17 protein-coding genes are annotated in these 18,635 nt (G+C 56.5%); 4 read left to right on the top strand and 13 right to left on the bottom strand.

All coding sequences use genetic code 11. The features are described from left to right. Window positions 1-65: 65 nt before the first annotated feature. The 3 genes from QPL98_RS15650 (at window position 66) to QPL98_RS15660 (ending at window position 3,792) form a co-directional block, all read left to right on the top strand. The gene (locus QPL98_RS15650) at window positions 66-1,712 is read left to right on the top strand and encodes a PAS domain-containing sensor histidine kinase (RefSeq protein ID WP_303293587.1); all 1,647 of its coding nucleotides are present in this window, start codon (window positions 66-68) and stop codon (window positions 1,710-1,712) included. Between the two features lie 49 nt (window positions 1,713-1,761). Further along, entirely contained in the window at window positions 1,762-3,150 is a 1,389-nt protein-coding gene (locus QPL98_RS15655) for a sigma-54 dependent transcriptional regulator (RefSeq protein WP_303293588.1), read from the top strand. An 81-nt stretch (window positions 3,151-3,231) separates the two neighbouring features. Further along, window positions 3,232-3,792, top strand: coding sequence for a GspH/FimT family pseudopilin (locus QPL98_RS15660; protein ID WP_286714933.1), 561 nt, complete (start codon window positions 3,232-3,234; stop codon window positions 3,790-3,792). 1 nt (window position 3,793) lies between these two features. Here QPL98_RS15660 and QPL98_RS15665 read toward each other — a convergent pair whose 3' ends face one another. The 13 genes from QPL98_RS15665 to murJ all read right to left on the bottom strand — a co-directional run bounded on the left by QPL98_RS15665 (window position 3,794) and on the right by murJ (window position 18,082). Then, complete coding sequence (locus tag QPL98_RS15665; protein WP_278350811.1) at window positions 3,794-4,210, bottom strand: type IV pilin protein; 417 nt, start codon at window positions 4,208-4,210, stop codon at window positions 3,794-3,796. Then, on the bottom strand, window positions 4,207-4,533 hold the full coding sequence (locus tag QPL98_RS15670; protein ID WP_278350810.1) for a hypothetical protein: 327 nt from the start codon (window positions 4,531-4,533) through the stop codon (window positions 4,207-4,209). The genes QPL98_RS15665 and QPL98_RS15670 overlap by 4 nt, the downstream gene beginning before the upstream one ends. Before the next feature lie 39 nt (window positions 4,534-4,572). Further along, window positions 4,573-7,965, bottom strand: coding sequence for a pilus assembly protein (locus tag QPL98_RS15675; protein WP_303293589.1), 3,393 nt, complete (start codon window positions 7,963-7,965; stop codon window positions 4,573-4,575). After that, the gene (locus QPL98_RS15680; RefSeq protein ID WP_278350808.1) at window positions 7,962-8,531 is read right to left on the bottom strand and encodes a PilX N-terminal domain-containing pilus assembly protein; all 570 of its coding nucleotides are present in this window, start codon (window positions 8,529-8,531) and stop codon (window positions 7,962-7,964) included. The genes QPL98_RS15675 and QPL98_RS15680 overlap by 4 nt, the downstream gene beginning before the upstream one ends. Before the next feature lie 14 nt (window positions 8,532-8,545). Beyond that, window positions 8,546-9,616, bottom strand: coding sequence for a PilW family protein (locus tag QPL98_RS15685; protein ID WP_278350807.1), 1,071 nt, complete (start codon window positions 9,614-9,616; stop codon window positions 8,546-8,548). Further along, entirely contained in the window at window positions 9,616-10,020 is a 405-nt protein-coding gene (pilV, locus tag QPL98_RS15690) for a type IV pilus modification protein PilV (RefSeq protein ID WP_278350806.1), read from the bottom strand. Before pilV ends, QPL98_RS15685 begins: the two co-directional genes overlap by 1 nt. Before the next feature lie 10 nt (window positions 10,021-10,030). After that, window positions 10,031-10,495: a GspH/FimT family pseudopilin gene (locus QPL98_RS15695; protein WP_286714931.1), complete on the bottom strand. Its 465-nt coding sequence runs from the start codon at window positions 10,493-10,495 to the stop codon at window positions 10,031-10,033. A 128-nt stretch (window positions 10,496-10,623) separates the two neighbouring features. After that, window positions 10,624-11,574 carry a 4-hydroxy-3-methylbut-2-enyl diphosphate reductase gene (gene ispH, locus QPL98_RS15700; protein WP_278350805.1) on the bottom strand — a complete coding sequence of 317 codons (951 nt, stop codon included), beginning with the start codon at window positions 11,572-11,574 and terminating at the stop codon, window positions 10,624-10,626. Window positions 11,575-11,576: 2 nt separating this feature from the next. Further along, a complete protein-coding gene (gene fkpB, locus QPL98_RS15705) occupies window positions 11,577-12,029 on the bottom strand; it encodes an FKBP-type peptidyl-prolyl cis-trans isomerase (RefSeq protein ID WP_278350804.1) in 453 nt (150 codons plus the stop codon). 5 nt (window positions 12,030-12,034) lie between these two features. Further along, complete coding sequence (gene lspA, locus QPL98_RS15710) at window positions 12,035-12,556, bottom strand: signal peptidase II (RefSeq protein ID WP_303293590.1); 522 nt, start codon at window positions 12,554-12,556, stop codon at window positions 12,035-12,037. Beyond that, complete coding sequence (ileS, locus tag QPL98_RS15715) at window positions 12,556-15,375, bottom strand: isoleucine--tRNA ligase (RefSeq protein ID WP_303293591.1); 2,820 nt, start codon at window positions 15,373-15,375, stop codon at window positions 12,556-12,558. Before ileS ends, lspA begins: the two co-directional genes overlap by 1 nt. 33 nt (window positions 15,376-15,408) lie before the next feature. Continuing rightward, complete coding sequence (gene ribF / locus QPL98_RS15720; RefSeq protein ID WP_011784379.1) at window positions 15,409-16,377, bottom strand: bifunctional riboflavin kinase/FAD synthetase; 969 nt, start codon at window positions 16,375-16,377, stop codon at window positions 15,409-15,411. A 118-nt stretch (window positions 16,378-16,495) separates the two neighbouring features. Continuing rightward, complete coding sequence (gene murJ / locus QPL98_RS15725; protein ID WP_081496550.1) at window positions 16,496-18,082, bottom strand: murein biosynthesis integral membrane protein MurJ; 1,587 nt, start codon at window positions 18,080-18,082, stop codon at window positions 16,496-16,498. A 266-nt stretch (window positions 18,083-18,348) separates the two neighbouring features. On the opposite strand from murJ, the gene rpsT reads away from it, so the two are divergent. Beyond that, complete coding sequence (rpsT, locus tag QPL98_RS15730; protein WP_011784377.1) at window positions 18,349-18,618, top strand: 30S ribosomal protein S20; 270 nt, start codon at window positions 18,349-18,351, stop codon at window positions 18,616-18,618. Window positions 18,619-18,635 lie beyond the last annotated feature (17 nt).

Raw genomic sequence — 18,635 nt, forward strand, 5'->3', positions numbered from 1 at the left:
TAAAAGGCTATTATAACCCGTCAACAACAAAGATTTCTCCCGCACACAGACAGATGACTCGCTCCATGGCTCAAGACACTGCCGACAAAGACAGCAAGCGCTCTGCTTTCGGGCCGCCGGCCAAGCAGCAACAGGGAAGGCTGTTCCGGATCTACAATCATTATCGCGTGGTCATCAGCCTGATGCTGCTGGGCTTGCTGCTCTTCGATCCATTCACTACCGACAGCAAGTTCCGCTGGCTGGAGTACTACCAGGCGGGCGTGGTTACCTACCTGGCAATCAATGGCTTTACCGCACTGCTACTGCTTGCCGGCTTCCAGCCACGGCAGAGGCATATCACGCTCTCCATTCTGATCGACATACTGGTGATGCATGGGCTTCTATTCGCCAGTACCGGAATCACCAATGGCCTGGCCAACCTGGTAATAGTGTCTGTAGCGGCGGGCAATATTCTCACACCCAGCCGGGTCGGCACCTTCTACGCGGCACTGGCTGCCATCTGCTCTCTCGGCATCTCCGGCTGGGCGGTACTCGCCATCAATGAAACCGCCGACGACATTGTCCGGGCGGGTTCTCTGGGCATACTCTACTTTGCCGCGGCTTTTGTCCTGCAGGGCATTTCAAAACGGATGATCCGAAGCGAAGCCCTGGCCAGCAGCCGGGCACGGAGCATTCAGGAACTGGAACAGATCAACCAGCAGATCATCCAGCGCATGCGTACCGGCATCCTGGTGCTTGATCGTTTCGGCCAGATTCGGCTTGCCAACGCCGCCGCCGAAGAACTGCTGTTCGGTGTGAGCGCCGATGGAGAAGATCTGGAGCCCCGTGCAAGGCTACTGCCTAAACCGCTCAGGCAGGGGCTCGAAAGCTGGCTGAAAAACCCCAACATGCGGATTGAACCCTTTCAGGCGTCGTCTACCTCACCGCTTTTGCAGGCCAACTTCACGCAACTGGACCAGGAGCGGGGCGACCAGATTCTGGTGTTTATTGAAGACATGAGCAAAGTGACCCAGCAGGCCCAACAGATGAAGCTGGCCTCACTCGGACGCTTAACGGCTGGCATCGCTCACGAAATCCGGAATCCTCTCGGCGCCATAAGCCACGCTGCCCAGTTGATGGAAGAATCCCCCAGCCTGGATGAGGGGAATCTTCGCATGCTCGATATCATTCGCCGTCACTCCCGACGGGTGAATGGCATCATCGAGAATGTACTGGACCTTTCTCGCCGCCGGACCGCAAATTCCGAGCTGATAGATGTCGGCCAATGGCTTCGCGAGTTCCGGGATGATTTCGTGCAGACCGTGAATGGGGAAACGGCCACCACGATCGAATTGAATATCAGCGAGCAGATTCCACAGGCTCGTTTCGACAAAAGCCAGATTGAGCAGGTGATGGTGAATCTGTGCGACAATGGTTTGCGGTACAGCAAACAGCAGACCCGGCAAAACAGGATACAATTAATTGCGGGCGCCACGGCCGATGGCAAACGGGCTTACGTGGACGTTCGGGATTTTGGCCCGGGCATCAGTGCCGAGCATCGGCATTCCGTATTCGAGCCCTTTTTCACCACGGATAAAAGCGGAACCGGGCTTGGCCTTTACCTGGCCAGGGAGTTATGCGAAGCCAACCAGGCACACCTGTCGCTGGTCGATGACGGACAGCCGGGGTGCCGATTCCGCATAACGTTTGCTCACCCCGGGCGAATGATCTGACCAGCTGGCCATCGGGCGTTTGAATTCAACAGGGAACCGAAGACACAGAATGACTACACAGACAGCGCTGATTGTTGACGACGAGCCGGATATCCGGGATCTACTGGAAATCACCCTCACCCGGATGGGCATAACCACCTACACCGCCCCCGATCTGGCCAGCGCCAGGGAACTTCTGCAACAGCACAAACCCCAGCTCTGCCTGACCGACATGAACCTTCCCGACGGCAATGGCATAGAGCTTGTACACTGGATTCAGCAACACACGCCCTGCACGCCCGTTGCGGTGATTACCGCCTATGGCAGCATGGACACAGCCATCGAATCGCTCAAGGCCGGCGCCTTTGACTTCGTGTCCAAGCCCGTGGAGCTGCCCCGCCTGCGGGAACTCGTCAACAGCGCCCTGAAGCTGTCCGAACCCAAAGCCCGTGAAACCGCCGAATCCGATGAACCCGGGCTGCTTCTGGGCGACTCGCCGCAAATCCGGAAACTGCGCACACAAACAAAAAAGCTCGCCCGAAGCCAGGCACCGGTGTTTATCAGTGGTGAATCCGGCAGCGGCAAGGAGCTGGTTGCCCGCATGATTCACCTGCAAGGCCCCAGAAGTGACGGCCCCTTTATCGCAGTGAACTGTGGCGCAATCCCCTCGGAATTGATGGAAAGCGAGTTCTTTGGCCACAAGAAGGGCAGCTTCACCGGAGCCGTCGAGAACAAGCAGGGCCTGTTCCGCTATGCCGATGGTGGCACCCTGTTTCTGGACGAAGTGGCCGACCTCCCACTGGCCATGCAGGTAAAACTGCTGCGTGCTATCCAGGAGAAAGCCGTCCGCCCGGTCGGCGATACCAAAGAAGTGCCAGTGGACATCCGGGTGCTCAGCGCCACCCACAAAAACCTCCCGGAACTGGTGCAGGAAGGCGATTTCCGCCAGGATCTGTTTTACCGGATCAACGTCATCGAACTGGCTGTTCCCCCGCTGCGCGAGCGCGCCGATGATATCCCCCTGCTGGCAGAGCACATTCTCCAGCGTATCGCCCGGGAATACGAATGCGACCCGGCCAGACTCACCGCGGCCGCCGTCGAACGACTCAAAGGCTACGAGTTTCCCGGTAACGTGCGGGAACTGGAGAACATCCTGGAACGCGCCTTTACCCTGTGCGACGAAGACCTGATTGATGCCGGGGATCTGCATCTCGGCGGCGGTGTTGCGCCAGCAGGCTCCGCCTCGGCGAACAGAGGGACGGAGTCAGAAACGGATGCTGCCGCAGCGCCGGTACCAGAGGGCGAGATTGATCTCGAAGGTTATCTGGAAAGTATTGAGCGACAGGCTATTGAAAAGGCTCTGGAGGCAACAAGGTGGAATAAAACGGCGGCGGCCAAAAGACTGGGGATCAGTTTTCGGGCGTTGCGGTATCGGTTGAAGAAGTTGGGGATGGAGTGACTTTGGAGTATAGTTAGTCCTCACTTCGGCGCTTGCAGGATGCAACGCTGACCCAGATATGACCAACACGGACGTTAATCGATGCATTCCCAGAAAAAAGCAGGGTTCTCACTAATTGAACTCCTTGTCCTCACTGCACTGATCGGATTACTGGCAGGCCTTGCTATGCCGTCACTCACCAGCGCCCTTCAAAACCAGGAAAGGCGTGGCACGCTGCACGACCTCTTGGGCCTGTTTGCCCTTGCACGACAACATGCCGTTATGGAAGGAGTCATCGTTACGGTGTGCCCAGTGAACTCGATGGGCGCATGTTCCCGGGATTGGAACAATGAAATCTATGCATTTTCCGATCCAGATAATCAAAGGCAGCTAACCGCGGGCAAAGCCCCTCTAAGAGTTGTTTCTACCGGAGGTTCAGGTCGGATCGTGGTTCGCTCATTGCATCGAAGCTATTTCCAGTTCAGGCCTTCTGGATTCGTCCATAGTGACCTCGGCAACGTGACCTGGTGCCCGAAAACGGGCAATGCAAGTTTGGCGGGGCAAATCATTATTAACAGAGGTGGGAGGGCGCGCCTGGCAAACGATCATGATGGAGATGGCATCCCTGAGGATGCTCAGGGACGCCCATTGAAATGCTCGTAATTTACCAGCAATCAGTCCCTGATGTTGAAGATCTCGCACCGGTCTGGGTTATGCGGAGCGTGCCACAGGTATCATTAGTCTGATCTCCGGTCGGCACGGCCTGCAGTGTATAGGTGTTAGCGGCAACAGTCCCATTGAAGCTCAGGTTGTAGAACGCAGTACCCGTTCTGGGGGATTGGTTAAACGGCAGGGTGGGCTGATTCCCCCCCTCCAGATATGAGAAATCTCCCGAATACTGACGCTCCATCCATTGCGCCAACTCCACCAGATCCGCCTGAGCCGTGGTTCTACGGGTTTCTCTTACGTGATTCGAATAAGAAGGGTACGCTATTGCCGCAATGATGCCGACGATGGCGACCACAATCATTAACTCAATTAGCGAGAAACCACGATGGTGCGTCATTCTGATATTGATCAAAACAGGTTAACCTCCCGCAAAATAAGGTAGCCGTCTTCGTTATCACGGTCTGATTCCAGGTTCGTGACACGCTGACCTTCCCGCAGAATATTTACCACGGCAGCGGGCGCGACTTCCTGACCATTGATCAGCACACTCCCCTCCAGAAAGTACTCTGTGTCATCAATCACGATCCGGCGCGCTTCAGCATGAATGGAATCCACCACATGCTGGCGTGGAGCGCCCTCTGGCGTTTCCAAACTGCCCGGAACTCCCTGGGCAACCACTCCGGTGCTTGACATCGCCAGAACGAGGACAATGGCTATGCTTCTACGACTACTCATGTTGCTAACTCCCCACCCAGTGCGTCCGGGCCATAACGATTAGTTGTCGATTAACTCATTCCAGCCTCTGCGCCCGGCATCAGTCACGGCACCACTCAGCGGCGGGATCTCCATAACGTCCACAGGGTCCTCGGCGTTACTTCCCGGCGTGAACCTGAAGGTGCCAAGAATGGTCGACTGGTTCGGCAAACCCTCCAACTTGTAACCAATGATTTTCTCCGGCCAGCGCAGGAAGGCCGCCTTTTTGGGGTTTCGCCCATCGAGGCCAAAGGCCATCGCCCAACCAGTACCGCCTCCCAGACACGGGTTCTCATCCGGTATCATGGAGTTAAGATAAACAAAATCACCACGAACCTGCGGGCTGACAACCGCTCTTTCACCGGTAATGGGCAGATCAACATACCAGCCTTTCGTGGTCGAGAAATCCAGTTCTTTACCATTGGAATAACGGACCGTCGCCGAAACGCCGTTGCTGTCTGTCACCGTACCCTCAGTAATCGTCCGAGACTCCAGGCTACTCACCGTCAGACCAGATGTACCACGGTCCCAAACACCATAGACGGACTGGGTATCAACCGATGTAACGTCTGCAGACTCCAGATATTGGCCGGTCGCAAAATAGATCATCAGATTGGGGATATTGCCTGCACGGGAAACCTTGCGATTAGCCGAGGCAACGGGAGCCGCAGTGATGGGCTGCTTGGCTTGAGTGGTGAACAGCGCCTGCGGATTCCCGCCGTTGTTGTAGGCCGATGCCCAGTTACCACTGGAATCTACGCTCGCAACCCACATATTGCCATCAAGATCACCGGCATAAACACGATCAATCAGATAATCCCCCGTGGTATCGAATGCTGCCAGAGGTGACAAACCGTCGCCACCAGCACCCTCAAACTCGACATAATGCACATCTGCACTATCCCAGGTACCGTCCATACCGCCTTCGATATCAAGCATGAAGAAACCCGTGCTTTCGGTATTGGAGTTGTAACCATTGGAGATGAACGCAGTCCAGCGCAGATCCGTTCCCCACTTGGTCATTCCAATGATTGGGGCTTGGGTGACATATCCCATTCGGGCGTCGTCCTGCCCCGAAAACTCCCAAAGAACAACTTTTTCGGCATTGGCCTCCGAAAATCCCGAGGGATCAGTGACGTCCAGCGCAAAGACTCCTTTTGCCCCGGCACGACCACCGCCAACAATAATCGTCCGCCAGTCTTCGTCCGCCGTCAGAGAACCATCGGCTTGTTTACCCTTGGTAAAGATATCCTGCTGTCGTATCTCCAGATCCACGTAATAACGATGCTGATAGTCCGGATCCGACAGGAAATGCAAACCTGCATTGCTGGCGGAAGCGTTGTATACGAACTCAGGTATGTATGCCAGCACCTCATTACCGCCGTTGGCACTTGCGTTAAAGCCATGCAACATACCATCGTTGGATCCAGTATAAACAACCGGCGTACGAGACTTTTTGCTGCTGGCAAAATCAGAGAACCACTTGCCACTACTTCCAAATGGCAACGCATCCGGCCAGATCGCCCGGGGCTCACCGACAAACTCGGGGGATGAATTCACAATTGACCCCAGCCGGCTACCCCGCTTGCGCCATCCTGGAGTGCCCTCGAGTGAACGATCGCCCCGAATAAACGCAAGGCGCTGCTGGGCTATGGTGTCGGTAACACCGCCGAACCGCAGATCATTTTTCTGAGCGTTAGTCAGGTTGCCCCAGCGAAAACCGCCCGCAACACTGCCGTAGGTAATGATCACACGGTCGTCGGCACTGAGGTCCCTGTTGTCCAGAATATCCCGGGCAGACCAGCCGTTACCTTGCTTAACCGCTTCATTGATATCCGGTACGATGGGTGAGTTGGTTCCGCCGAGCTTGGCCGCTTTAAGGTCACCCGTCCAACCATTCGGGTCGAACTGGGTTGAGAAAATCAGGGCGCCCTGCTGAAAAGATGACACATCGAATTCCACCGCGGTGGACGAGCCAGCTTCATTGACGATCTCGCCAACCGTCCCCTTCAACTCTTTCGCGAAGGTTGCAGGATCTGAGGCACTAAAGAAACCTCCGCGGGCATTAACCGCCGCATGAAGCATATCGTTTACCTTGTCCTCATTACTGGTTCCACCCCACCAGTTCACGTAAGTGCCGTTCTCAATCGCTTTAAACGCATCAACCGGGTCGATGGACCCCGTCACGCCAAGCCCCACGGTATAAGTCACCATGTGTTGCCAGAACGCAGGATTTTTCTCCGAGGTCGGAACGTAGTTCACAATATCGGTTCGCAGGTCACGTTTCCAGTAATCCATAGCCACGTCGGCGAGGGTGGTGTCATCCCTGTTATCCTTGAATGGATTCACCGGCGTATATTTGAAAGAGTCACCCCTGTTGTTGGTAAGGGTATCGCCATCCTTGTCGTCGGCTTTCTTGGTCGCGTTGAGATTCAAGCTACCATTGTAATAGCCATCCGACATCAGAATGGTGTACGCCAACCGGCATTCCCGCACCGGATTGGTCGAACTTACCGACTCGCCAGGGTTATCCGCCCAGGCTCGTTTACTTTTCTCGAAGTAGGTACCCGCGCCATCCAGAGCACGCCTCAGTGGGGTGTTTCCGTTGGCGGGAACCGCGTAGAGCCAATCATAGAAGTCTTCACGCCTGGAGTTGGTGTACTCTCGAACGCCTTCCTGAACCGCCCGAACGCCGGAGGCATCATCAATGGTGTTCTTGCTCTCATTGTCGTAGTTAAGTCGCCCCCAGCCCAACCGGAAACTGGTCGGCAACTCAAAAAATGCCTCGCTAATGCCAGCACGAGAAGATTCAATTCGGGTGTTATAGTAAGAGTACCAATTAGCAAAATTGGTCTTTTCCGCCGCGCTCAGGTTGTTGACCGAAACATACGTGTAGCAGCCGTTCTGATAGGGATTGGCATCACAACTGCTGGAACTGTTGAACGTGAAGTAAAACCCCCCGCCTTCAACGTTGTAGCCATCAATCGAGAACGTATCCCGCAGATCTCTGGAGGCACTGTTTCCGTCGTAACCGTTGATGGGCGCATTTGTATACGAAGAATTCGGATAGCGCCCCGTTCCATCCTCTTTGTAAGGGGGAAAATAGGTTACCGATGGGTCATACCACATTTTGTTGATGTGGGAAGAATAGTAGAAGCGATACTCAGCATCGGCCCCTTCCTGGTAGTAGCTGTTCCAGGACTTCGACTCGATGTCGTTATACCCGCCGATCTCATCTGGCATGTACTCGCGAGCCATGGAACCTGAGTCATCAATAATAAACATCAGATTGGGCGCTACGGCACTTCCCAGAAACAACGGCTGCTGAGCAAAATCCGGTCGAGCAGAGTAGCCAGACGCTGGCAGCACTATTAGAGCGGCCGATAATGCCACTTTAAGATTGAACTTGTTCACGGATTACCTCCTGCCAGCCCGTTTGGCTGGAATACGTAAAAGCCTTCAAGCAAGCGCACCCCGGAACCCGAAGGCCCTGACGCTCTGACCAGGATACGTGCGTAATCAAACTCCGCCGGCCCTTCAGAGCCATACTGGCTGAAATCCCGTGGCAACTGTCCCTCGGAATCCACCACGACTTTGCCTTTGTATTCAAAAAGGAATAGCGGCGTCACACCATTTACCGCAGAGCCCGCCACCGCACTTATCGGGTCGCCCGACGCGTCCTTATTCCAGGTCGCCGCAGAGAAAGGGGACGGCACCGTCACACTGGTATCCGTACCATCATAAAAGCCTGTCGTGCTGCCAAAATCTGACAGGTCCGACATATTATCCAGGGTCGCCTCCGCCTCTCGCATTGCCGTTTCGGCAACCTCAAGCGCCAGCATTCCGTCTCGCTGTGCCGTCGTCATTCGCTCCTGCATGATACTGCCCTGCATTCCGGAGAGAGCAAGCAGGCTAAGCACCAATAGAATGACCAGCGACATCAGTAGCGCAACACCTCGCTGTTGTCCTGCTCTATGCATAATAATCACCCGATTCAAAATGGATTTCTCAGGGCAGATGTAAAGTTGTATACCCGGTACAGTCTTCGATCCGCTGCGGTTGTCCGTTTGCTGGTGTCGGCGACGCAGTCTTCCCACCCGGGGAAGCAATAGGTCTGAGCGCTGTCACGGACGTTGTTGTCCTCCGAGGCCACCAGCAGACTCACCTCAACCGCAATCACCGAGTTCCAGTCTGAGACCGCCCCGGCGGCAAGCCAGTTCTGAACACCATTGGCAGCCGTGCCTTCTCCGAACCGAATTTCCATATCTTCTACCCCGATGACCAGCTCTTCCGTGGATCCGTCTCGCTCTCGCTTGAACAGCGAGCGGCCACCACCTGTCGCATTCCCGATGAAATAGCCTTCGCTGTAGGCCTGAAAGAGTTCCGTACCGCGCCTGTAGGTGGCACTGAGGCACTGAGAACCGCACCCGGCCGGCGCATTACCCGAGAGGTCATTACCAGGGCGACCGTTGGAACCTGTAGTGCCATCCGCCGTGATGGTGACGTTCGAGCCGGATACATTCAGCGAAGAGATCTCAAACAAATCCCCCACCTCACAATTACTGATGAACACCACATCGCCTTCGCTAAGGCTGCCATCGGTGTTGAGCTGAATACTGGAGCCATTCGTCATATCGGCATCCAAACGGACAATATCTCCCGGACGCCGGACACCAGTTACATTAAAAAAACCCGTTCCTGCAACCGCTCCTGCCGGCCGCTCGGCGTTGTCGGCTGACACTCCAAAGGTGGAATATCCATGCAGAAGAGCATTGTAGTTTCCATCCGTACTATCCAGATTGTTGGTCAGGCTGGTAATCGGATAACAACCAAAAAACCCGGCATTACGGATAGCGCGGGCCAGGATATCGACGGCGATACGCCCGGACTCAGCCGAGCGAGCCATCGACTGATTGCTGCGGAACGACTGGCTGTTGGAGGTAAAAATCTGAACCAGCGCAACGGTCAGAATGGAACCAAGCAGCAAGGCAATCATCAGCTCGATCAGTGACAGACCGGACTGCTTCTTTGAGAAAGCGTTGGGGGCTAAATTATGACCGCTCATCACAGCCTCGCATCCAGAGTAAGTGTCTGAGACGATGTTCCACCTGACGCAGCAAACGGGTCTCGCTCAACCCAGGTAATCTGGACCTCGGCAATGTCACCGCCAGACTTGAGACTGATCGCCACATCTGCTCCAGGCCCCAAACCAGCCTTCACTTGCTTTTTCAGGTCAGCAATCTCGGTAGCGGTGAGGTTAAGGCCACCGTTTGAGCGAACCCTGTCAGCCAGAGACTGGGCATACATGGTCGCTTCTGAGCGGAGAGTAGAATTGGCGGTCTGCTGCATTGACACCAGCTGCACACCCGCCACTCCCAACAATCCGATCGCAAGTATCAATACCGCTATCAACACTTCGATCATCGTGAAGCCGCGCTGAACTTTTCGATTACAATGATTTTTAGCCATCAGGTCAGCCTCATGGACAGGTTATTCGTTGAGAACGGATCTGACCGCCACCGGTCATTGTAATTCTTACCCCATCTTCGCCAGACGCCCGACAGATATCGAATATTGGCGGCGGGGCGCCAAGGAGCAGCCCCGTTGCCGCAAATCTCGGGTTGCCGCCTTGAGTTCGGGTAATGCTGTAGGAACCGGGAGCTCCCTGAAACTCGCTGATAACGGAGCCACCATTATCGACCACACGGTAACCAGCGGTGAAAGACCCGGCGGGCACCAGGGACACCGGAGCTCCCATACGCACGGCCTCTGATCTCGCCAGGTTTAAAGCTCCAACCAAATCATTACCGGTGGTGGTCAGCTGATTGCTTTCAATAATACGTGAGAAGCTTGGCACCGCGATGGTGGCAACGACTCCCAGAATGGCCACAAGTACCAACAACTCAATCAATGTAAATCCTCGCTGCGCTCTAATACTGCGCATAAGCCAGCTCCCTGAACAATTTTTCATCTCTATAGAATAAAGGCGCACAAAAAAACCGCCAGATGTCATCGACAAGTGGCGGCTTCTGACTGACAAGCGGGAATCAGCTCGCCAAAGTAAGACACAGCTCACACATTTACAGCATCAATCCGCAATTCCTTCGGCATGGAAAACACAATATTCTCCTCACGCCCGGACACTTCCTCCGGCTCTTCACCACCCAGCTCCTTGAGCCGATTGATCACATCCGCCACCAGCACCTCCGGTGCTGAGGCACCAGCAGTTACACCCACCGCTTTCTTTCCTTCAAGCCATTGCGGGTCGATCTGGTCAGCTTCGTCAATCAGGTAAGCCGGCGTACCCATGCGCTCAGCCAGTTCCCGAAGGCGATTGGAGTTGGAGCTGTTGGGGGAGCCCACCACCAGCATCAGATCGCAGTCTCCGGCCAGTTGTTTGACGGCGTCCTGCCGGTTCTGGGTGGCATAGCAAATATCATCTTTGCGAGGGCCTTCGATTTCCGGAAATTTGGCGCGCAGAGCATCGATTACCCGGGCGGTATCGTCCATGGACAGCGTGGTTTGCGTAACGAAGGACAAGCGGCTGGGGTCTTTCACTTTCAGCTTCTGCACGTCGGCTTCGTCTTCCACCAGGTAGATGTCGCCGCCGTTGCTGTGGTCGTACTGGCCCATGGTGCCTTCCACTTCCGGATGACCGTGGTGGCCGATGAGGATGCACTCGCGGCCATCACGGCTGTAGCGCATCACTTCCATATGTACCTTGGTGACCAGCGGGCAGGTGGCGTCGAAGACTTTCAGGCCGCGGCGGGCAGCTTCGTTCTGTACCGCCTGGGAGACGCCGTGGGCGCTGAAGATTACCAGTTTGTCGTCGGGCACTTCGTCCAACTCGTCGACAAAGATCGCGCCCCGGTTGCGCAGGTTGTCGACCACGAATTTGTTGTGAACCACTTCGTGGCGCACGTAAATGGGCGCTCCGAACACGTCCAGCGCGCGGTTTACAATTTCTATGGCGCGGTCTACGCCGGCACAGAAGCCACGGGGGTTAGCGAGTCGGATTTGCATAATCAGTGTGTCGGCCCTGCTGGTTCAACGTCGATAATCTGAACTTCAAAGCTCAGTGTATGCCCTGCCAGCGGGTGATTAAAGTCCACTTCCACCTGGTCACCTTCTACCCGCTTGATCACACCGGGCAGTTCCTGCTGGCGCGCGTCGGCGAAGGAAATCACCACACCCGGCTCCAGAACCATGTCAGCACTGAATTCGTGGCGCTTGAAGGTCTGGATATTGCTGGGGTTATGCTGGCCGAAGGCTTTTTCCGGCGGCACTTCAAAGGTTTTGTGGTCGCCGGCTTTCAGGCCCATCAGGTAGGCTTCGAAATTTTCCGGCAGGTTTTCATCACCGATTTCCAGGGTAGCCGGTTCTTTGTCGAAGGTGGTATCCACAGTTTCGCCGTCTTCAAACTTCAGGGCGAAGTGCAGTTTCACGCGGGTTCCCTTGTCGATGGGCAGTTCTTTCATGGGATTCAGTTGCTCCTGTCAGCATCGCCGCTGGCACCAGCGGGTTTGCGGAATGCATCGATGATCATCATGGCGGCACCAATGGTGATGGCGGTGTCGGCCAGGTTGAAGGCCGGGAAATGCCAGTCCTGCCAGTAGAAATGCAGGAAATCCACCACGTAACCATGCACCACCCGGTCGTACACGTTGCCGATGGCGCCACCGAGGATCAATACGATGGCAATTGCAGTCCAGGTTTCATCGGCTTTGAGTTTTCTCAGCCAGCCCACCAGCACTACGCTGACCACAACCGCCAGGGTGACGAAGAACCAGCGCTGCCAGCCGGCGGCATCGGCCAGGAAGCTGAATGCCGCGCCAGTGTTGTGCAGTAACGTCAGGTTGAAACTGGGCAGCACCGGTACCGGATTGCCATAGGTCAGCATAGCCGTGGCTACGGCCTTGGTGCCCAGGTCAATGGCGATGACCAGCACCGCCAGCCACAGCCATTTCAGTTTGCTGCCAGTGCTTTCAGTCATGACCGCATCCATCAGGCGTAAGCACGGGTTTCACCCGGGCCTTCCACATTGGTCACGCAACGGCCACACAGATCACTGTACTGCTCGTTCTGGCCCACGTCTTCACGGTGGTGCCAGCAGCGTTCGCACTTGGCGTGAGTCGCCGGGGTCACTTTCACCAGCAGACCTTCCACGTTGGTTTGCTCTACGCCGGCTGCTTCGCTCACCGGCTTAACGGTGGCTTCAGAGGTGATCAGCACAAAGCGCAGCTCTTCACCAAGATAGTTCAGACGCTCGGCCAGGCTACCTTCGCAGTACAGAGTCACTTCCGCGCTCAACGAGCCTTTGATTTCACCACGGGCACGGACTTCTTCCAGGCACTTGTTGACCGCTTCTTTCACAGCGTAAATTTCGCGCCAGTAGTCACGGCCTAACTCGAAGCCTTCAGGCAGTGCAGTCAAGCCCTCGTACCAGGTTTCGTAGAACACGGTGTCGCCGCGCTTACCCGGCAGGTGCTGCCAGATTTCATCAGCGGTGAAGCTCAGGATTGGCGCAATCCAGCGCACCAGGGCTTCGGCTACATGATAGAGCGCGGTCTGGCAGGAACGTCGCGCCAGGCTGTCGGCCTGGGTGGTGTACTGGCGGTCCTTGATGATGTCCAGGTAGAAGCCACCCAGGGTGGCTTCACAGAAGTTGTACACCTTCTGGTAGATCCGAAGGAAGGCATAGTTGCCGTAGTCTTCGTGCAGTTCGTTCTGGAGCTGCAGGGCGCGGTCGACCATCCAGCGGTCCAGGGCAATCATGTCTTCCGACGCTACCATGTGCTGGTCCGGATCAAACCCGGTCAGGTTGCTCAACAGGAAGCGTGCAGTGTTGCGGATACGGCGATAGCCGTCTGCAGTCTGGCGCAGGATATCCTTGGAAACGCTCATCTCACCGCTGTAGTCGGTGGCAGAGACCCACAAACGCAGGATGTCTGCACCCAGCTCGTTCATGACTTCCTGTGGGGCGATAACGTTACCCAGGGACTTGGACATCTTGTAGCCCTTGGCATCCACAGTGAAGCCGTGAGTGAGCACTTGCTTGTACGGCGCCACGCCATTCATGGCAATGGAGGTTTTCAGGGATGACTGGAACCAGCCACGATGCTGGTCAGAGCCTTCCAGGTACATATCGGCCGGGAACTGGCCCAATTCTTCACGTACCCGCAATACAGAGTCATGGGTGACACCCGAGTCAAACCAGACGTCCAGGGTATCCAGCACTTTTTCGTACTGGTCAGCATCGGCGCCCAGCAGTTCGTTCTGGTCAATGTCGTACCAGGCATCGATGCCGCCGGTTTCCACCGCCCGGGCGACTTTCTCGATCAGTTCCTGGGTGTTCGGGTGCAGCTCCTGAGTCTCCTTATGGATAAACAGGGTGATCGGCACGCCCCACGTGCGCTGACGAGAAATACACCAGTCCGGGCTCTGCTCGAACATGGCCTCGATGCGATTCTGGCCCCAGGCCGGCACCCAGCGCACGCCTTTGATGGCTTCCAGGGCATCGGCGCGCAGGTTGAGCTTGTCCATGCTGATGAACCACTGGGGGGTAGCCCTGTAGATCAGCGGGGTCTTGGTGCGCCAGCAGTGCGGGTAGCTGTGGCGGAATTTTTCCGAGCGTACCAGCTTGCCTTCCCGCTCTAGCGCGGCGCATACCGGCTCATCGGCCTTGTATACGTGCACACCAGCGAATTCGCCGGCCGCGTCGGTATAGGTGCCGTCGGCTTTCACCAGATTGAGGGTGCCAATGCCGTATTCCTTGCCCACCACGAAGTCTTCCATACCATGGTCAGGCGCTGTGTGTACTGCACCGGTACCAGCGTCCAGGGAAACGTGGTCACCCAGCAGCACAGGCACTTGCTTGTCGTACACCGGATGTTGCAGCAACTGGTTTTCCAGTGCGGAACCGGCGACGTTGGCCAGCACTTTGTAGTCTTCCACACCCCAGCGAGCCATGATGCCCTGCACCATGTCCGTGGCCAGAATCATTCGCTCAGCACCGTGGCCGACATCTAACTGTACCAGTGCGTATTCAATATCGGCACCGATGGACACCGCCTGGTTGGCGGGAATCGTCCAGGGAGTCGTGGTCCAGATCACCAGGGATACATCGCCCTCACCTTCGCTGGTTCCGAAGGTTTTCAGTACGGCGTCCTGATCCACGACAGTGAAGCGCACGTCAATCTGGGTTGAAGTTTTGTCCTGGTATTCAACTTCGGCTTCTGCCAGTGCGGACTGACCAACCACACTCCAGTAAACCGGCTTGAAGCCCCGCACCAGGTGGCCCTTGGCGACGATCTTGCCCAACGCCCGGACAATGCCCGCCTCCACTTTCGGATCCATGGTCAGATAGGGCTTGTCCCACTCACCCATCACGCCCAGGCGGATAAAGTCAGCCTTCTGGCCTTCGATCTGTTTGGTGGCGTAGTCTCGGCAGGCCTGGCGGAAGGTTTTGTAGTCCACCTTCACGCCGGCCTTGCCGATTTCCTGCTCAACCTTGTGCTCGATGGGCAGACCGTGGCAATCCCAGCCCGGCACGTAGGGTGCGTCGTAGCCCATGAAACTGCGGGATTTCACGATCATGTCTTTCAGGATCTTGTTGACCGCATGCCCGATGTGAATGCTGCCGTTAGCGTAGGGAGGGCCATCGTGCAGGATGAACTTCTCACGACCTTGGCGCTGCTTGCGCAGATTGCCGTAAACGTTCAGGTCCTGCCAGTGCTTGAGCATGTCCGGCTCGCGCTTGGCCAGGTTACCGCGCATGGGGAACGCGGTTTCCGGCAGATTCAGGGTATGCTTGTAGTCGCTCATGTCTGTGTGCGTACTCTTGGTTGGTCAGTTGAATCAGGTTTCCGGGGTGGCGGGGTTCTCCGCCAACCAGGCCCGGGCATGCTCAAAATCCCGGGCGATCTGTTGCCGAAGTTCGTCAACAGAGTCGAATTTCACTTCGTCCCGCAGGCCATGGCGGAACACGACTTCCAGGTGCTGGCCATAAAGTGTGCCAGCAAAGTCAAACAGGTGCACTTCCAGCGATGGTCGCTTGCCATCTACCGTGGGGCGCAGGCCGATGTTCGCCACGCCATCACGCCATTCCCCGGTATCGAGCCGGGCCCTCACCACGTAAACCCCTCTCAGCGCCGGCATCTGATGCAGCAGGATATTGGCGGTGGGCGCGCCGATCTGCCGGCCCAGCTGCCGGCCATATACCACCCGCCCATGGATCCGGTAAGGGTGCCCCAAGAGTCGCTCGGCTTCCTCAAGTCCGTTCACATTCAGGGCGTTGCGCACCCGGGTGCTACTCACCCGCTCTCCGTCCACGACAACGGTGCGGGTATTCTCAACTGTAAAGCCCCGTTCCTGCCCCACGCTTTGCAACAGCCTGAAGTCGCCGGCCCGGTCGCAGCCGAAGCGGAAGTCGTCGCCCACCACCAGGTGACGAACCCCAAGGCCATGGATCAGCACATCCTCGATAAAGCCCATGCCGGAATAGCTGCGGAAGGTTTCGTCAAAGCGGATACACAGCACCACATCAACGCCTTCGCCAAGCAGAGCTTCAAATTTCTGGCGAAACGGCATCAACCGGGGAGGCGCTTCCGCCCCCTTGAAAAATTCCTGGGGCTGAGGCTCGAAAATCATCACCACAGACGGCAGGTTAAGTGCCTGAGCCTTGCCTCTGACCTGATCGATGATGGTTTTGTGGCCCCGATGAACGCCGTCAAAGTTGCCGATAGTGGCCACGCACCCATCGGCCAGCGGAGAATCCGCACTTCCCGCGATACGCTTGAGATTGGTCAGGCCTCGAATCAGACGCATGTACTGCGAACCCTAATGCTGCCAATGGCTTTCGGCGCGCCGGCGCGAACGCGCGACGCACTGGTGAGAAAACGCGCGATTATACCCCAGGAGCGGGCGTGGTAGAAATGACGATGCCTTACTTCTGGCGGAATTGCCGCACGCGAACACCTGCAAGGGCCAGCGCAACAAAATAGGCGAGAACCCCAGCCACAACCAGAATCGTCATTTCCGAAGCCCTCTGCAGGCCAGTAAAGGCCAGCCATTGGCCAACCGGCACGTTCAGCCAGAGGATCACCGCTGCCAGCGCGCTGTTCGCAACCGCCAGCTGCATCAGGAACTTCGGCCAGCCCGACTGGCTTTTCCAGGCGCCTTCCTTGCGAAGTCCGCGCCAGAGCAGATAACCGTTGAGCCAGGCAGAAAGCGATGTCGCCAGCGCAAGCCCGGCATGCGCCAGCGGCACGATCAGCGCCAGGTTAAACACCATATTGGCGACCATGGCGATCACACCAATCTTTACCGGGGTTTTGGTATCTTCCCGGGCGAAAAAACCCGGTGCCAGCACCTTGATCAACATGAACGCCAACAAACCCGCAGAATAGGCCCGCAGACTTTGTGCTGACATCGCGACATCGCGATCGGTCACTTCGCCGTAGTGGAACAGAGTTGCGATCAAGGGCTCTGCCAGCAAAGCCAACGCCAGGGCGGCCGGCACGCCGATCAGCAGAACGGCCCGCACAGCCCAGTCCAGGGTCGCCGCAAACTGGTCCGCAGATGCTGCCGCATGCTTGCGCGACAGACTGGGCAGAATCACCGTGGCGATCGCAATACCGAACACCCCCAATGGCAACTCCGACAAACGGTCGGAATAGTACAGCCAGGACACGCTCCCGGTTTGCAGGAAGGAGGCCAGCACGGTATCCAGTAACAGATTGATCTGGCTGACCGAAACCCCGAACAGCGCCGGCGCCATCAGCTTCAGGATACGGCTTACCCCTTCGTGCCGATAATCGATCCGAGGCCTGGGCAGAAGCCCCAGGCGCATCAGAAACGGCAACTGGAAAAACAGCTGCAAGGCACCGGCAATGAACACACCCCAGGCCAGGGCCATCACCGGCTCATCCATCACCGGTGTGAGGAAAATGGCCGCCGAAATCATCGCCAGGTTCAGTAAGACCGGAGTGAAAGCCGGCACCGCAAACCGGTCATAACTGTTGAGAATGCCACCCGCAAAGGCGGTCAGGGATATCAACAGCAGATACGGAAAGGTAATGCGCAGCATCTCGCTGGTGAGCGCAAACTTGACGTCGTCACCCAGAAATCCTGGCGCAAACACCGCGGTCAGCACCGGCGAGCCGAGCATCGCAACAAGAGTTACCGCCAGAAGCACCAAACCCAGAGAACCGGCCACGGCGTCTACCAGGCGTTTCACTTGCGAAATATCCTGCGTTTCCCGATAGGATGACAACACCGGCACAAAAGCCTGAGAAAACGCACCTTCGGCAAACAGACGCCGGAGGAAGTTGGGAATCTTGAATGCCACAAAAAACGCGTCAGCCCCCGCTCCCGCGCCAAAATAGCGGGCAATCACCATATCCCGAACCAGCCCCAACACCCGGGACAGCATGGTCATCATCCCGACCACGCCAGACGATCTCAACAATCCCGGCGCCCTGGGCGGTTCTGACTTCCCTGTTGAGGGTGGCTTTCGTTGTTCGGAAGACATGATTTCGGCGTCCAGAATCCTGAGTGGAAGCTACGGGCCATCTCGGTAATCCACAAGGCGGAGTAACGCCCCCCGGCCAGCCCCAGCGCTGCGATGCCGGAGTGTATCACAGGGCTTTGCAGGCGAGGCACGAACCGTGCGGTGGCCTTGACATTTCGGGCATTCAGCGGCATAGTTCCGCGTCATTTATTTCGACGCGCTGGTTTTGGCGCGCCCGCGATGTAAAAATTTCTTTTTTATAGCAACGAATTTTCAGGAGTTTTACGGTGGCAAATTCCCCGCAAGCCAAGAAGCGCGCTCGTCAGAACGAGAAAAACCGCAAGCATAACGCCAGCCTGCGTTCCATGGCACGCACCTACATGAAGAAGGTCGACGCCAAGATCAAGGCCGGCAACCACGATGAAGCCCAGGCTGCTCTGAAAGAAGCTCAGCCGATCATGGACAGCATGGTCAACAAAGGCATCTTCGCCAAGAACAAGATTGCTCGCCACAAGAGCCGTCTGAACGCCAAAATCAAGGCCCTGAAAAGCGCCTGATTCTGTGCGAAATAAAA

It is taken from the genome of Marinobacter sp. ST-43, assembly GCF_030541085.1.
In the GTDB taxonomy this organism is placed as follows: Bacteria; Pseudomonadota; Gammaproteobacteria; order Pseudomonadales; family Oleiphilaceae; genus Marinobacter; species Marinobacter nauticus.

What these genes read in the sequence shown, in the direction of transcription:
- ribF (WP_011784379.1), bottom strand. Translation starts at nt 16,377, where the DNA reads ATGCGTCTGATTCGAGGCCTGACCAATCTCAAGCGTATCGCGGGAAGT.
- QPL98_RS15655 (WP_303293588.1), top strand. Translation starts at nt 1,762, where the DNA reads ATGACTACACAGACAGCGCTGATTGTTGACGACGAGCCGGATATCCGG.
- murJ (WP_081496550.1), bottom strand. Translation starts at nt 18,082, where the DNA reads ATGTCTTCCGAACAACGAAAGCCACCCTCAACAGGGAAGTCAGAACCG.
- QPL98_RS15650 (WP_303293587.1), top strand. Translation starts at nt 66, where the DNA reads ATGGCTCAAGACACTGCCGACAAAGACAGCAAGCGCTCTGCTTTCGGG.
- QPL98_RS15660 (WP_286714933.1), top strand. Translation starts at nt 3,232, where the DNA reads ATGCATTCCCAGAAAAAAGCAGGGTTCTCACTAATTGAACTCCTTGTC.
- QPL98_RS15670 (WP_278350810.1), bottom strand. Translation starts at nt 4,533, where the DNA reads ATGAGTAGTCGTAGAAGCATAGCCATTGTCCTCGTTCTGGCGATGTCA.
- QPL98_RS15680 (WP_278350808.1), bottom strand. Translation starts at nt 8,531, where the DNA reads ATGCATAGAGCAGGACAACAGCGAGGTGTTGCGCTACTGATGTCGCTG.
- pilV (WP_278350806.1), bottom strand. Translation starts at nt 10,020, where the DNA reads ATGGCTAAAAATCATTGTAATCGAAAAGTTCAGCGCGGCTTCACGATG.
- fkpB (WP_278350804.1), bottom strand. Translation starts at nt 12,029, where the DNA reads ATGAAAGAACTGCCCATCGACAAGGGAACCCGCGTGAAACTGCACTTC.
- QPL98_RS15685 (WP_278350807.1), bottom strand. Translation starts at nt 9,616, where the DNA reads ATGAGCGGTCATAATTTAGCCCCCAACGCTTTCTCAAAGAAGCAGTCC.
- lspA (WP_303293590.1), bottom strand. Translation starts at nt 12,556, where the DNA reads ATGGATGCGGTCATGACTGAAAGCACTGGCAGCAAACTGAAATGGCTG.
- QPL98_RS15695 (WP_286714931.1), bottom strand. Translation starts at nt 10,495, where the DNA reads ATGCGCAGTATTAGAGCGCAGCGAGGATTTACATTGATTGAGTTGTTG.
- ileS (WP_303293591.1), bottom strand. Translation starts at nt 15,375, where the DNA reads ATGAGCGACTACAAGCATACCCTGAATCTGCCGGAAACCGCGTTCCCC.
- ispH (WP_278350805.1), bottom strand. Translation starts at nt 11,574, where the DNA reads ATGCAAATCCGACTCGCTAACCCCCGTGGCTTCTGTGCCGGCGTAGAC.